Below are 15,313 nucleotides of genomic sequence, written 5' to 3' on the forward strand. Positions count from 1 at the left end.
CGCGGATTAGGCCCGGGCCCGAAGGAGCCGGGGCGGTGGCGATGAGCCACCGCCCCGGCTCCTTCGTCGTTTCGACGCGGCACCGGGTGGAGCTGAACGGGCGGTGAACGGGTGGCCGCACACGACTGAGGCGCCTGCCTGACGACCGGATGGTCGGCAAACAGGCGCCTCAGTGGCCCCCGCGTGGGACTCGAGGAGCAACCGGAAGTGCCTCAGTCGGCCGCGGACGAGGAGACAGGCACCGGAGCGGCACTCACGGGCGAGGGAGCGGCGACCGGGTGCGGGCCGGCCTTCTTCCCGCCCGACAGCAGACGGACGAGCGGCCGTTCCAGCCCGATGGTGAGCAGCCAGGCAAGGACGAGGCTGACCGCGAGGTCGAGGGCCGCGGCCCCGATGAACTCCGGAACCGAGTAGACCCGCGTCTCTCCGAAGGTCTTGATGAAGAACATGATCACGGGCCAGTGCACGAGGAAGAACGCGAAGCTGATGTCGCCCAGCCACTGCATCGGTCGACTGGCGAGAAGGGACTTCCTTCCCGCGATGTCCGACGCGCCGAGCCCGGCGACGAACAGCGCCACCGGAACGATCATCACGGCGACGAGCCGGTATTCCCTCGGGGAGTTGAACGCCACGACGTAGCCGACCGCGAGCAGCGCCGTCAGCAGCAGGGGCCGGGCGGACTTGATCCACCGGCCGGACAGGACGATATGGGCCATGAGGATTCCCAGGACGAATTCCAGCAGACGCGTCACGGGGAAGATCTGAATGGCGTAGAAGGCTTCCACGGAGGAGGCCGGCGCCTGCGCCATGACCAGGGGGTCGGCGGTCACCACGGCCCGCACCACGACGGTGACCGAAACAATCGCGGCGACCACCGCGCCGGCGCACCACCACAGGTACTTGGCCGGGATTCGCTTCGCCGCCCACTGGAGGGCGGGAAACAGCAGGTAGAAGAAGAGCAGCAGGGTCAGGGACCAGCTCGGCGCGTTCATGCTGCCGAAGATCTCGGGGTCCGGGGACCAGGACGAGAGCATCAGGAAGTTGAGAACGGCCGCCGTGCCGCTGACCACCGGGGAAGCGAAGATCCACATGGACAGGCCGAATGTCACCCAGTGCATGGGAACGATCCTGACGAGCCGCCGCCGCCAGAAGAGCAGCGGTGATTCGTTCTCACGGGCGGTCCAGACGAGAAGGAAACCGCTGATGAGGAAGAAGAGCGACAGTCCGGCCTGGCCGATCCAGCCGAAATACTTGTAGTACGTTTCGGAGGCGCTCTGCGAGGCAAAGGCGAGTCCGATATGGATATGGTTCAGGAACACCAGAAAAATGGCCGGGAACCGTACCCCCGTGAGGGAACCCAGCCGAGACCCCTGTGGTCTTACGACATTCGTTTCCATTACCCACCGTATCTGATTGTCGGGTCGAGTCGGAATGGGAGTCTGTCCTGACCGGACAGCGGTTTCCAGCCTTTCTGCAACAAGCTGCCGCCAAAGTTTTCCGGCCCTGGGCGAGGGCACACGAAGAGCCGGGCCGCCCCCATTCCTGGGGGCGGCCCGGCTCTTCGCGCAGCGCGGAGTTACTGCTTGGTGGCCGCCCGCTCATAGGCGCGGATGGTCAGCGGGATCGCCGCGGCCAGCAGCGTCAGTGAGAGAACCGCGGCCATGGGCACGGGGTGCTGCATGGGGAACGCGGCGTCGGCCGAAATGGGCGGCGCGTTCCCGAACAGCTTCCGGCAGGCGAGGATGACGGAACTCACCGGATTCCACTCGGCGATCGCCTGCATCCATCGGGGCAACCCGTCGAGCGGGATGAACGCGTTGGAGAGGAACGACAAGGGCATCACGACCACGGAGCCGAGAGCGTTCACCGCCTCGGCGCTGCGCAGGGTCAGGCCCATCAGGGCGCCGACCCACGAGGCGGCGAATCCCAGGAGGAGCATCAGGCCGAAGCCGCCGAGCATCGAGAGCACGCCCTCGTGCACCCGCCAGCCGATGAGATATCCGATGCCGGACATCAGGACGAAGCTCCAGACCGTCAGGATCAGGTCATTGGTGGTGCGACCGATCAGCACGGCGGCACGGGACATCGGCAGCGAACGGAAGCGGTCCATCAGCCCGTTGTCGAGATCGCTGATGACGCCGAGTGCGCTCAGCACCATGTTGCCCAGTACGACCTGGCTGAAGATACCGGCCATGATGTAGTCCTGGTACGACTGGCCGCCCGGGACCTTCATCGCGCTGCCGAAGAGGTAGCCGAAGACCAGGACGAAGACCACCGGCATCAACGTGACGCTCAAGAGCTGCTCCGGCGTGCGCGTCAGGTGACGTATATGCCGGCCGATGAGTGCGCAGGAGTGGGTGATGGTCTCGGTCATGCCGCTTCTCCCTGTGGTGTCTGCCGCTCCGCGGTCCGTCCGCCGGCCGGCGTGGCCGCCTCTGCCGATGCGGTCTGTCCGGTGAGTGCGAGGAAGACGTCGTCCATGGAGGAGCGGCGGATCGCGAAGTCAACGGGCTCGACTGCCGCGGCCTTCAGCTCGGCGGTGACCGAGGCGAGCGTTTCCATACCGCCGACCAGCGGGATCGACACGAGCTTCGCCTTCTCGTCCACCGACGGGGACTCGGTGGTGGCGGTGGCGATGGCCAGGGCCACGGCGGGCAGCTCCTCCTGCGTGGCCACGGACACCTCCAGGCGCTCGCCGCCGACCTTCCGTTTGAGCTCTTCCGGAGTACCCTCCGCGATGAGCCCGCCCTTGTCGAGGACGACGATGCGATCCGCGAGCTGGTCGGCTTCCTCCAGATACTGAGTGGTCAGCAGCACGGACACCCCGTTGTCCACCTGTTCGCGGACCATGCGCCACAGCAGCATCCTGCTGGTCACGTCCAGGCCGGTCGTCGGCTCGTCGAGGAAGAGGACCGTGGGCGTGGTGACCAGGCTCGCGGCGAGGTCGAGCCGGCGCCGCATGCCACCCGAGTAGGACTTGGCAGGCCGGTTCGCGGCAGCCGTCAGATCGAACTCTTCCAGCAGTTCATCGGCCCGGAGCTGTGCCTTGCGCCGTCCCAGACCGAGGAGCACGCCGATCAGCCGGAGATTCTCCCGGCCGGTGAGGATGGCGTCCACCGCCGCGTACTGTCCGGTCAGACCGATGCGCCGGCGGATCTCGCGCTTGTCCTTGGAGAGGTCGAATCCGGCGATGGTGACCTTCCCGCTGTCGAACGGCAGCAGCGTGGCCAGGATGCGCACGATGGTGGTCTTACCCGCGCCGTTCGGGCCGAGCAGTCCCAGGACCTCGCCCGCCGACACCGTCAGATCGATGCCGCTCAGCACGTCATGCTCCGCGTACCTCTTGCGGAGCCCCTCCGCAGAGATCGCTGTTTCCATGCCTACTCACTCCCAAGTCGATCACTGATCAAGCACGTCATGCACGCGTGGAACGGTCTCGAAGCGTCCCGTCCGGGTGCGGCTGTCCCTCCGTGCGCTCTCGCCTCATCAAAGGGGCGGCCCGCGGGCCGCCACAAGGGAACAGGCAGCAAGCTGTCACGGCCAGGGGCCTGCCCGCCCGTAATGGGCGGACAGGCCCCGAGGGGCGGATCAGCCGAGAGACCTGAGCTTGTCGTGGACCAGGCGACCGATCTCCGCCGCGGGCCCGGGCGACAACAGATCGTGGTGGGGTGCGGTGACCGGGTGGGTCTCGATCCTGCCGGTCACGTGGGGACGCCAGCGTTCGATCATGCCCGGCACCGCCTCGTCCCCGCGCTCGGCCAGCGATACGACGGCCATCATGTCGCCCTTGAACTCCCTGGGCCGATGAGCCGTCACCACCCGGTAGTTGTTCTCCATGACCCGGGCGAACGCGTCGATGTGATGCGGTTCGAGGTTCCCGAGCGCACTGTCCCGGCTGCTGACCATCTCCATGACCTGGGCGTATTCGAGTACGACGTCCTCCCCGATCTCATCGGTGTCGAATCCGGCGACGAGCAGCAGCGCCCGGAAGACGATCTGTTCGGTGTACTCCGGCTGCCCACCGCTCAAGTACTCCTCGAACGGGCCCTGGTCGAGGTTGACCAGTAGACCGATCTCCTCGCCCTGCTCCTGGAGCTGGGTGGCGACCTCCTGAGCGGTCAGCGCCCCCAACGACCAGCCCAGCAGGTGGTACGGGCCGTGCGGCTGGACCGTACGTATCTGCTCGATGTAGTCCGCGGCCATCTCCCGCATGTTCTCCGCGAGCGGCTCACCCGGCTTGAAGCCGCGTGCCTGCAGTCCGTAGACGGGGTAATCGGACCGGATCTGCTTGAGGAACTCCCCGTAGCCCCAGGCGAGTCCGCCGGTGGCGTGGAAGGTGAACAGCGGCGGCTTGTCCCCGCCGGTGCGCAGCGGCAGCAGCACCTCGAAGCCGTCCCGACCGGAGTCCGCACCGAGGCTCTCGACGAGCTCCGCGACCGTCGGCGTCTCGAAGACCGCCCGGTTGCTGACCTTGATGCCGAGGACCGAGCGGATCCGGCTGATGAGCTGGAGGGAGACGATGCTGTCGCCGCCCAGCTCGAAGAAGTTGCCGTCGATACCGACCCGCTCCAGGCCGAGCACCTCCGCGAACAGGCCGCAGAGCATCTCCTCCTGCGGAGTGCGCGGCCCGCGGGACCCCGCCATCTCCCCGAGGTCCGGGGCGGGCAGCGCCTTGCGGTCCAGCTTGCCGTTGGGCGTCACCGGAAGGGCGTCGAGCCGGACGAAGGCGGACGGCACCATGTAGGAGGGCAGCGAGGCCGCCACGTGCCGGCGCAGCTCGGCCTGGCCGGCCTCGGCCCCGGCCTCCGGTACGACATACGCGACGAGCGCGGGCTCACCCGGCTTCTCCTCGCGTACGACCACCGCGACCTGGGCGACCTGGTCATGGGAGACCAGAGCGGACTCGATCTCGCCCAGCTCGATACGGAAGCCGCGGACCTTCACCTGGTTGTCCGCGCGCCCCAGGTAGGAGAGCTGACCGTCGGTGGTCCAGCGGGCGATGTCACCGGTGCGGTACATCCGCTCGCCCGGCCCGCCGAAGGGGCAGGCGACGAATCGCTCGGAGGTGAGAGCCGCCCGGCCCAGATAACCACGGGCCAGCCCGGCGCCGGTGACATACAGCTCGCCCGCGACGCCGGCCGGGACCGGGTGCAACCCCGAATCCAGCACGTACACCCGGGAGTTGTGCACGGGGCGGCCGATGGCCGGCGTGCCCGTCCCGGCCGTCAGCGGGTCGCTGATGGTCGCGGCGACGGTCGACTCGGTCGGACCGTAGGCGTTGACCATCCGGCGGCCCGGGGCCCAGCGGTCGACCAGTTCCGCCGACGTCGCGTCACCACCGACCACCAGGGAACGGAAGGCGGGGAAGTCACCGGAGGGCACCGACGCCAGCGCCGCGGGCGGAATCAGCGCGTGCGTCACCCCGCGCCCGAGCAGGACCTCGGCCAGCACATCACCGGCCAGCGGCCCCGGCGGCGGCACCACGAGCGTGGCGCCCGCCGCGTACGTCATGCACAGCTCCAGCACCGAGGCGTCGAAGCTGGGCGACGCGTACTGCAGCACCCGGCTGTCCGCGGTCACATCGAACCGTTCCACCTCCACCGCGGCGAAGCTCGCCAGACCGTGGTGCGTGACCACGACGCCCTTGGGCCGGCCGGTGGAGCCGGATGTGTAGATGAGGTAGGCCGGGTGCGCCACGGACAGCGGGACACCCGGGTTGTCCCGCCGCTGAGCGGACAGATCGACGGTGTCGAGCAGGACCTGCGGCACGCTGTGCCGGGGCAGCCGGGCGGCGTGCTCGGAGTCCGTCACCAGCAGAGCGGGCGCGGAGTCGTCGAGGATGTAGCTGATGCGGTCGGCCGGATAGTCCGGGTCCACCGGGAGGAACGCGGCGCCGGCCTTGACCACGGCCAGCTGGGCGACGGCGATATCCACCGAGCGCGGCAGCGCGAGGGCCACCACCTGCTCGGGCCCCACGCCCCTCGCGATGAGGGCATGCGCGAACTGGTTGGCCCGGGCGTTGAGTTCCGCGTAGTCGAGGGACAGGCCGGCGGACTCCACGGCGGTCGCCGCGGGCGTGAGCGCTGCCTGTGTCTCGAAGAGCGCGGGGAGGGTCACCGGCTCGATGGCGTGCTCGGTGTCGTTCCAGTCGCGGAGGACCTGCTGCCGCTCCCGTTCGGTGAGCACGTCGATGGTGCTGATCGCCCGCTCGGGGTCGACGGTTACCGCGTCGAGTAGCTGCTCCAGCCGTACCGCCAGCTTCTCGATCGTGGACGGGTCGAAGAGATCGGTGGCGAACTCGATGCCGCCCTCGATACCCGCCGGCGAGCCGTTCGGGCCGAAGCTTTCACCGAGATGGAAGGACAGGTCGAACTTCGCGACGTCCATGCCCACCGGATGCGGGAGCATCCGCGCACCGGGGATCTCCGTGTTCTCGGCCGCGTTGTTCTGGAAGGAGAGCATGACCTGGAAGAGCGGGTGCCGGGCCATGGACCGGGCCGGGTTGATCTCTTCCACCAGGCGCTCGAAGGGGACGTCCTGGTTGGCGTAGGCGGCGAGGTCGGTTTCCTTCACGCGTTCGAGGAGTTCGCGGAAGGTGGGGTTGCCGGAGAGGTCGGTGCGCAGGACGAGGGTGTTGATGAAGAAGCCGACGAGGTCGTCGAGGGCTTCGTCGGTGCGTCCGGCGATGACGGTGCCGATGGGGATGTCCTCGCCGGCGCCGAGCTTGCCCAGCAGGGCCGCGACCGCGGCCTGCACCACCATGAACACGCTCGACCCGCAGGCGTGCGACAGGTCCAGCACCTGCTGGTGGACGCGGGGCGGGAACCGCAGGGGAACCGTCCTGCCGTGATAGTCGGCCACGGCGGGGCGCGGCCGGTCCATCGGCAGCGGAAGCTCCTCCGGGATGCCTGCCAGCGCCGTCCGCCAGTAGTCCAACTGCGCCGCCATCGCACTGTCGGGGTCGCTCTCGTCCCCCAGCACCTGACGCTGCCAGAGGGTGTAGTCGGCGTACTGGACCGGCAGCGGCCGCCAGTCGGGAGCCGCACCGGCGCAACGCGCGGCGTACGCGGTGGACAGGTCCCGCGACAGGGGGGCCAGCGACCAGCCGTCGCCGGCGATGTGATGCATAACGATCAACAGCACGTGGTCATCGGCGGAGAGCCGGAAAACATGTGCGCGCAAGGGGATCTCGTGGGCGAGGTCGAATCCCCGCTGTGCCGCCGCGCTCACTTCCCGGTTCACGTCGTCGGAGGTCACATCCGTCACCGACAGACGTGGCAGGGCTCGGGCGACCGGCAGGATCTGCTGCCGGGGCCGGCTCTCGGTGTCGGGGAACACCGTGCGCAGGCTCTCGTGCCGGGCCACCACGTCGCCCAGCGCCGCCTCGAGGGCGTCGAGGTCCAGCGTCCCCAGCATGCGGGTGCACAGCGGGATGTTGTACGTCGCGTTCGGCCCCTCGAAACGGTTGAGGAACCACAGACGTCGCTGCGCGAACGACAGCGGGATCTCCGCCGGCCGCTCCATGACGCTCAGGGCCTGACGCGAGGCGCCGGCCGAGTCCAGCCGGCCGGCCAGACCCGCGACCGTGGGCTCCTCGAAGACCGCGCGGACCCCGAGTTCGATGGCGAAGGCCGACCGCACACGGCTGACCAGCCGGGTCGCCAGGAGCGAGTGACCACCGAGCTCGAAGAAGCTGTCGTCGATACCGATGCGCTCAAGGCCCAGGACCTCGGCGAACAGCGCACACAAGGTCTCTTCCCGGGCGTCGCGCGGGCCGCGGGCGGAGATCCGCCCGCCGAAGTCGGGCGCGGGCAGCGCCTTGCGGTCCACCTTGCCGTTGGGCGTCAGCGGGAAGGACTCCAGCACCACGTACGCGGAGGGCACCATGTACTCCGGCAGCGCGCTCGTCATGTGACGCCGCAGCTCGGTCGTGTCCGGCCCGTCGGCGCCCTCGCCCGGGACGACGTAGGCCACGATGCGCTTGTCGCCCGGCCGGTCCTCGCGGACCACGACCAGCACCTGGCCGACGGCCGGGTGCGAGGCCGCGGCGGCCTCGATCTCCCCCAGCTCGATCCTGAAGCCCCGCACCTTCACCTGGTCGTCGACGCGGCTGACGAACTCCAACTGCCCGTCGGCACGCCACTTGACGATGTCACCCGTGCGGTACATGCGCCCGCCCGCGCCGCCGAAGGGGTTGGCGACGAAGCGACCCGCGGTGAGGTCGGGGCGGCCCAGATAGCCACGGGCCAGCAGGTCGCCGCCGATGTAGAGCTCGCCCCCGACACCCACGGGGACGGGGCGCAGCCGGGCGTCCAGGACGTACAGCTGGGTGTTCCAGATCGGGCGTCCCATGGGCACGGCGCCCGCAGGGGCGCTGTCGCCGGGCTCGACGCGGTACTCGGTGCACCCGACGGTGGCCTCGGTAGGACCGTATTCGTTGATGACGGTGACACCGGGGTGGTGGCGGCGCCACTCGTCCAGCACCTCGCCCAGCAACGCCTCGCCGCCCAGCACGAGCTCCCCGGAGGGAGAGAACCGCTCCGGCAGCGCCATGAGCAGGCCGAGGTGGGAGGGGGTCGCCTTGACGAAGCCGGGCCGCTCGAAGTCCTCCCGGGCGGCGTCCTCGTCCAGCGCGGTCAGATGGACGCAGCCGCCCGCGGTGAGGGTGCCGAGCAGACCGGTGACGGTCAGGTCGAAGGAGACGGGGGAGTGGACCAGGGCACGGCCGGAAACCGCCGGGAAGCGGGCGCGGGTCCACGCGAGGTAGAGGTTGAGCGACCGGTGCTCGACCACCACGCCCTTGGGGCGGCCGGTCGATCCCGACGTGTAGATGACATACACCGGGTGGGCCGGCGAGAGGGGCGCCGCCCGGTCCTCGTCGGTCAGGTTCGTGCCCGGCAAGGTCGCCACCGCGTCCCGCACGGCCGCGTCGTCGACGACCACCAGGGAAGCGGCGTCCACGGGCAGCTTCGGCAGCGTGTCGGAGTCGGCGAGCACACAGACGGGCCCGGTGTTCGAGAGGATGTACGCGATGCGGTCGGCGGGGTAGTCCGGATCGACCGGCACATAGGCGGCGCCGGCCTTGCTGACCGCGAGAAGGGCCACCGGGAGGTCCACGGTCCGGGACAGCGCCACTCCCACGTAGCTCTCCGGGCCGACCCCGTGGGTGAGCAGCCGACGGGCCAGCCGGTTCGCCCGTTCGTTCAGTTCCGCGTACGACAAGCGGGCGTCGTCGACGACCACGGCGTCGGCGTCGGGTGTCGCGGCGGCCTGGGCCTCGAAGAGCTCCGGCAATGTCGCCGCGGGCACCTCGTGCGCCGTGTCGTTCCACTCGACGAGCTGCTGTCGGCGCTCCTGCTCGGAGAGCGGGTCCAGTTCGCCGACGACCAGTGACGGGTCCGTCATCGCCGCCGCCACCCGCAGCAGGTGGCCGACGATCCGCTCGGCCGCCGCACGGTCGAACACGTCACCCCGGTAGTCGGCTCGCACCAGGAGCCGTTCACCGAGGGGGATCACGGTGAGGCCGATCGGATAGTGGGTGGCGTCGAGGGGCTCGGTGCCCATGACGGAGAGATCGCCCAGCGACTGCGCGAGCGCGTCCTCGTCGACGGGGTAGTTCTCGTACACCATGATCGTGTCGAACAGTTCGCCCAGCCCGGTCACCTCCCGAAGGTCGGTGAGACCCACGTGCTCGTGTGGCATGAGCTCGGACTGCCGGTCCTGGAGCCGGGTCAGCAGACTGCCCACGGTCGCCGTGGGGTCGAGCTCGACCCGTACCGGCAGGGTGTTGATGAACAGGCCCACCATGGACTCGATGCCCGGGATCTCCGCGGGACGGCCGGACACCGTGGTGCCGAACACCACGTCGTCCCGGCCGGTCAGCTGCCCCAGCGTGATGGCCCAGGCCAGCCTCATCAGGGTGTTCAGGGTGACACCGTGTTCCCGGGCCCGGTCGCGCAGCGCCGCCGCGAACTCCGCGGGCAACTCCTCGGAGACGCGCTCCGGCACGACGGGCTTGCGTGTGGGGTCCACCGGTGCCAGCAAGGTCGGCTCCTCGAGACCACCGAGTGCCCGGGCCCATGCGGCCTTGGCCGCAGGGCGGTCCTGCCGGGCCAACCAGACCAAGTAGTCGCGGTACGGAGTGACACGGGGCAGGCCGGAGTCGTCGCCCTTACGGTTGTACAGCTCGAACAGCTCACCCAGGAGGACCGGGAACGACCACCCGTCCAGCAGGATGTGGTGATTGGTGATCGTGAAGACATGCCGGCCGGGTCCGAGCTTGGCCAGGGCGAACCGCATCAGCGGGGGAGCGCTCAGGTCGAAGCGGCGGTTGCGGTCCTCGTCCAGGTGGCGGGCGAGTTCGGCCTCGCGGCGGGCCGGTGACAAGTCGCTGAGGTCGAGCTCGGACCACGGCACCGTCACCTCGGACGGGATCACCTGCACGGTCTCGCCGTTGTCCAGGGTGTGGAAGCCCGCCCGCAGATTGGCGTGGCGCTTGAGCAGGGTGGTCACGGACGCCCGGAGCGCGGCGCTGTCCAGATCGCCCTCGATCTCGTAGCAGAACTGGACGGTATAGACGTCATAGCCCTGCTGGTCGTACAGCGCGTGGAAGAGCAGACCCTCCTGCAGCGGGGCCAGCGGCAGCACGTCCGCCAGCTGCGGCTGCCGGGTCTCCAGCGCGTCGATCTCGCTCTGCGCCAGCCTGACCAGGGACAGGTCGGAGGGCGTGTGGCCCCCGGCGGCCGGACCTTCGGCGTGGGTGACGATGGCGCGCAGGGCACGGAACCAGGTCTCCGCAAGATCCCGCACCTCGTCCTCGCCGAACAGCTCCCGCGGCCACGCCCACGTGGCCACCAGGGACGGGCCTTCGGGGGTCTCCCGGGCTATCGAGTTGAGCTCCAGGGCGTGGGTGGCAGGCATCTGCGGATCGGCACCGCCACCGAGGTCCGCCTCGTCCCCACCGGCCTCGTCGGCTGCCGAACCACCGAGCCGTCCGAGGTAGTTGAAGCTGATTTGTGGGGTGGGGAGGGTGGCGAGGGTGGTGGCGGTTCGGGGGTTGAGGTGGCGGAGGAGGCCGTATCCGGCGCCGTTGTCGGGGAGGGCGCGGAGTTGTTCCTTGATGGTTTTGATGGCGTTGCCGAGGGTGGGGCCGCCGGTCCAGATGTCGGGCCAGTCGGTGTCGGTGATGCCGGGGTCGAGGTTGACGGGGAAGAGGCTGGTGAACCAGCCGATGGTGCGGGAGATGTCGGCGCCGGGGACGAGTTCTTCGCGGCCGTGGCCTTCGAGGTCGATGAGGGTGCCGGTGGTGTTGAGGCCGCGGCGGCGTTTCCAGTCGGTGACGGCGAGTGCGAAGCCGGTCAGGAGCACGTCGTTGACACCCGCGTGGAACGCGGCGGGCACCCGCGCCAGCAGCGGCCCGGTGACATCGGCGGGCAGCGAGACGGACAGACTCCCGGACGTCGCCACCACATCGCGCCGCGGGTCCAGCGGGCGGGCGCCGAGCAGGGGGTCCTCGACCTGGAGCATGGAGGTCCAGATGTCCAGCTCGGCGGTACGGGCCTCGGAGGTGGCTGCCGCCACCAGTCCCTCGGCCCACGTGCGGAAGGAGGTACCCACCGGATCCAGGTCCGGCTCGCGGCCGGTGACGACCGCCTCGTAGGCCGCGGAGAGATCCGGCAGCAGGATCCGCCAGGACACCCCGTCCACGACGAGGTGATGTGCCATCAGCACCAGCTGCCCCGGGGAGTCCGGGCCGGCGTCGTGCCACACCGCCTGGAGCATGACCCCCGCTTCCGGGGCCAGCCGCTCCTGGGCCGCCTGGGCCGCCTCGCCCAGCCGGGTCGTGGCCGCGTCGATCCGGTGCACGAGGTCCCGCGCGTGAACGGAACCCGGCGGGGTGACCTCCAGCGCCCAGGTGCCGCCCGCGGGCCGCGACAGCCGCAGCCGCAGGGCGTCGTGGTGGTCCAGCACGGCCTGCAGCGCCTTGGTCAGGGCATCGAGGTCGTAGTCCCCCGGCACCTGCATCACCATGGCCTGGTTGAAGCCGTCGACAGGGCCGCCGGTCTCCCGCAGATGGTGGATGATCGGCGTCAGCGGTACCGTGCCGGTGCCGCTGTCCGAGGTCACCCGTCCGGCGTCTGCCGTCCCGTCGGTGTCCTGGATGGTCGCCGCCAGTGCCTCCACGGTCCGCTGCTGGAAGACATCGCGCGGCGTGAACACCAGCCCGGCGCGGCGGGCCCGGCTGACGAGCTGGATGGAGACGATGCTGTCGCCACCGAGCTCGAAGAAGCTGTCGTCGATGCCGACCTGCTGCAGGCCGAGAACCTCAGCGAACAGTGCGCAGAGGGCCTCCTCACGCGAGTTGCGCGGGCCGCGGCCGGAGACCTGCCCGTTCAGGTCGGGGGCGGGCAGGGCCTTGCGGTCCAGCTTTCCGTTGACGGTCGTCGGCAGCGCGTCGAGGGTCACGAACGCCGACGGCACCATGTAGTCCGGCAGCAGGCCCGCGACGTGTTCGCGCAGGGTGTCGGGGTCCGCGACCCCGCCCGCCGCCGGGACGACATAGGCGACCAGGCGCTTGTTGCCGGGCCGGTCCTCGCGGACCACCACCACACCGTGTGCGACCGACTCGTGATCCGTCAGGACCGCGCCGATCTCGCCCAGCTCGATACGGAAGCCGCGGATCTTCACCTGGTCGTCCGAGCGCCCCAGGTATTCGACCAGGCCGCCCGCGTTCCGGCGCACCACGTCACCCGTGCGGTACATCCGCTCGCCCGGGCCGCCGAACGGGTCGGCCACGAAACGCTCGGCGGTCAGGGCCGGCCGTCCCAGATAGCCGCGGGTGACGGACGGCCCCGCGATGTAGAGCTCGCCGGCCACGCCGGGCGGCAGCACGCGCAGCTGTGCGTCCAGAACGTAGGCCCGGACGTTCCCCAGCGGCTTGCCGATCGAGGGGACCGGACTCTTGTCGAACGGGCAGCACATCGCCACCACGGTGGTCTCGGTGGGCCCGTAGAAGTTGTGCCCGATGACGTCGGGCATGGAGCGCATCTCCTGCCACAGCGCCTCGCTTATGGCCTCGGCGCCGCACTGCAGCATGTGAGGACGGTGCCCGGTGGTCCGCATCAGCCCGGCAGCCAGGAGCTGCTCCATGGCGATCGGTGTGAAGTAGACGAAGTCGAGCAACTCCTCGCGGACATAGCGGATCATCAGCTCGGGGTCGCGCCGCACCTCGTCACCTATGACGTGCAGCTCGTGACCGTCCAGCATCCACATCATTCCGTCGACCGAGGCGTCGAAGGTGAACGCGGCGGTGAGCGCGGCCTTCAGGCGTCGTCCGCCGACAGCCTGCGGGCCTCGCCGGAAGAGATCCGCCTGCAGGCTGCAGAAGAGGCTCATGGCGTTGTGGTGCGAGACCATGACGCCCTTGGGCCGGCCCGTCGAACCCGAGGTGTAGATCACGTATGCGAGGCTGTCGGCCGTCACCGGGGCGCGGCGCTCGGACTGGGTCAGGTCCCGGTCGGGCAGGGCGGCGAGGCGCCGCTCCACCTCGGGGTCGTCCAGGGCGATCCGGGGCACGTCGGCGACCGCGTCCGGCAGTCCCTTCGCGATCCCGGCCAGGGTGATCACGCTCGCCGGGGAGGCGTCCTCGAAGAGGTAGGCCATCCGCTCGGCCGGGTACTCCGGGTCCAGCGGCAGATACCCGGCCCCGGACTTGATCGCCGCGAACAGCGCCACGACCAGGTCCGCGGAGCGGGGCAGTGCCAGGGCGACGAGCCGGTCCGGGCCCGCACCCTGCTCGACGAGCAGCCGGGCCAGTTTGTTGGCACGGCCGTTGAGCTCCGCGAAGGTCAGCCGCTCCCCGCCGCACACCAGCGCGATCTCGTCCGGGATGCGGGCGGCTTGCAGCTCCAGCGCGTCGTGCAGCGTCTGCTCGCGCGGCAGCGCCAGCTCGGCACCCTTGCCGGCGGTGAGCAGACGTCCGGTGTCCTCCGGCGTCAGCAGCTGACGCAGCCCCACGGCCCGATCGGCGTCCTCGTCGACCGTGGTCAGCAGGCGCACCAGGCTGTCGGCGACAGCCTCCGCCAGCGCCGGCTCGAGGACGTCCGGCTGATAGGCCAGCTGGAATTCCATGGTGTCGCCGACGAGAACGGCGATCGTGAGCGGGTAGTGCGTCTCGTCGGCGGTCTCGCTGGCGACGATGCCCAGGGCGCCCGACGACTTCTGGAGGCTCTGCTCGTCGACCGGGTAGTTCTCGAAGACGACGATCGTGTCGAACAGTTCGCTGTGTCCGCCCAGCCGCTGTACCTCGTTCAGGCCCAGATGCTGGTGCTGCATGAGCTCGGACTGCTCGTGCTGCAGTCGGGTCAGCAGATCGTTCAGGCTCTCGGCGGGGTCGAGCGCGACCCGCACCGGCAACGTGTTGATGAACAGCCCGACCATGGACTCGATGCCCGGGATGTCCGCCGGACGACCCGAGACCGTGGCGCCGAACACCACGTCGCCGCGTCCCGTGAGCTGGCTCAGCACCATGGCCCAGGAGGCCTGTACCACGGTGTTGACCGTCACGCCCGCCCGCCTGGCGGCCTGGTTGAGCTCCGCCGTCTGCCGGGCGGACAGCTGTACTTTGTGCAGCCCGCGCCGGTTCGACGCCGGCCGGCCGGCGGAAGCGATCAAGGAGGGTTCCGCGAGCCCTTCCAGCGATCGCCGCCAGGCCGCCTGGGCGGCCGGACGGTCCTGACGGTCCAGCCAGGCGAGGTACTCGCGGTAGGGCGTCACCCGGGACAGGGCCGAGTCGTCGCCCTTCGTGTCGTACAGCGCGAACAGCTCACCCAGCACGTGCGTGAAGGACCAGCCGTCGAGCAGGATGTGATGGTGGGTGATCAGGAACCGGTAGCGGTCGGGCCCCAGGGTGATGAGAGAGAACCGTACGAGCGGGGGGCGGGCCAGGTCGAAGCGGCGGGCACGGTCATCGGCGATCAGCCGGGCCAGCTCCCGCTCGCGCTCCGCGTCGGGCAGGGCGCTGAGATCGACATCGATCCACGGCAGCTCCACCTCGCGGGGGATCACCTGGACCGGCTCGCCGCTCTTGCGGGACCGGAAGCCGGCCCTCAGATTGGCGTGTCGGCGGAGCACACCCGCGGCGGCGTGTCGAAGCGTCTCCGGGTCCAGCTTGCCCTCGATGGTGAGACTGAGCTGGATCGTGTAGACGTCGGAGGCGCCCTCGTCGTCGTACATCGAATGGAACAGCAGACCCTGCTGCATCGGCGACAGCGGGAGGACGTCTTCGAGCCCTGACTTCTTCATCGCGTTTTCC

General features: G+C 69.8%; 4 protein-coding genes. All 4 read right to left on the reverse strand.

Annotated features, from left to right (window positions below; translation table 11 throughout):
- Positions 1-212: 212 nt before the first annotated feature.
- A complete protein-coding gene (locus ACZ53N_RS01610) occupies positions 213-1,397 on the reverse strand; it encodes an acyltransferase family protein (protein ID WP_469138967.1) in 1,185 nt (394 codons plus the stop codon).
- A 179-nt stretch (positions 1,398-1,576) separates the two neighbouring features.
- Positions 1,577-2,374, reverse strand: a complete 798-nt coding sequence (locus tag ACZ53N_RS01615; protein ID WP_469138968.1) for an ABC transporter permease — start codon at positions 2,372-2,374, stop codon at positions 1,577-1,579.
- The gene (locus ACZ53N_RS01620; RefSeq protein WP_469138969.1) at positions 2,371-3,378 is read right to left on the reverse strand and encodes an ATP-binding cassette domain-containing protein; all 1,008 of its coding nucleotides are present in this window, start codon (positions 3,376-3,378) and stop codon (positions 2,371-2,373) included. Before ACZ53N_RS01620 ends, ACZ53N_RS01615 begins: the two co-directional genes overlap by 4 nt.
- A gap of 210 nt (positions 3,379-3,588) precedes the next feature.
- Entirely contained in the window at positions 3,589-15,303 is an 11,715-nt protein-coding gene (locus ACZ53N_RS01625) for an amino acid adenylation domain-containing protein (RefSeq protein WP_469138970.1), read from the reverse strand.
- Positions 15,304-15,313: the final 10 nt, after the last annotated feature.

The organism is Streptomyces sp. NPDC033229, from assembly GCF_055576875.1.

Excerpts from the sequence above, each read along its gene's own strand:
- ACZ53N_RS01610 (WP_469138967.1), bottom strand. The coding sequence starts at position 1,397 with ATGGAAACGAATGTCGTAAGACCACAGGGGTCTCGGCTGGGTTCCCTC.
- ACZ53N_RS01615 (WP_469138968.1), bottom strand. The coding sequence starts at position 2,374 with ATGACCGAGACCATCACCCACTCCTGCGCACTCATCGGCCGGCATATA.
- ACZ53N_RS01620 (WP_469138969.1), bottom strand. The coding sequence starts at position 3,378 with ATGGAAACAGCGATCTCTGCGGAGGGGCTCCGCAAGAGGTACGCGGAG.
- ACZ53N_RS01625 (WP_469138970.1), bottom strand. The coding sequence starts at position 15,303 with ATGAAGAAGTCAGGGCTCGAAGACGTCCTCCCGCTGTCGCCGATGCAG.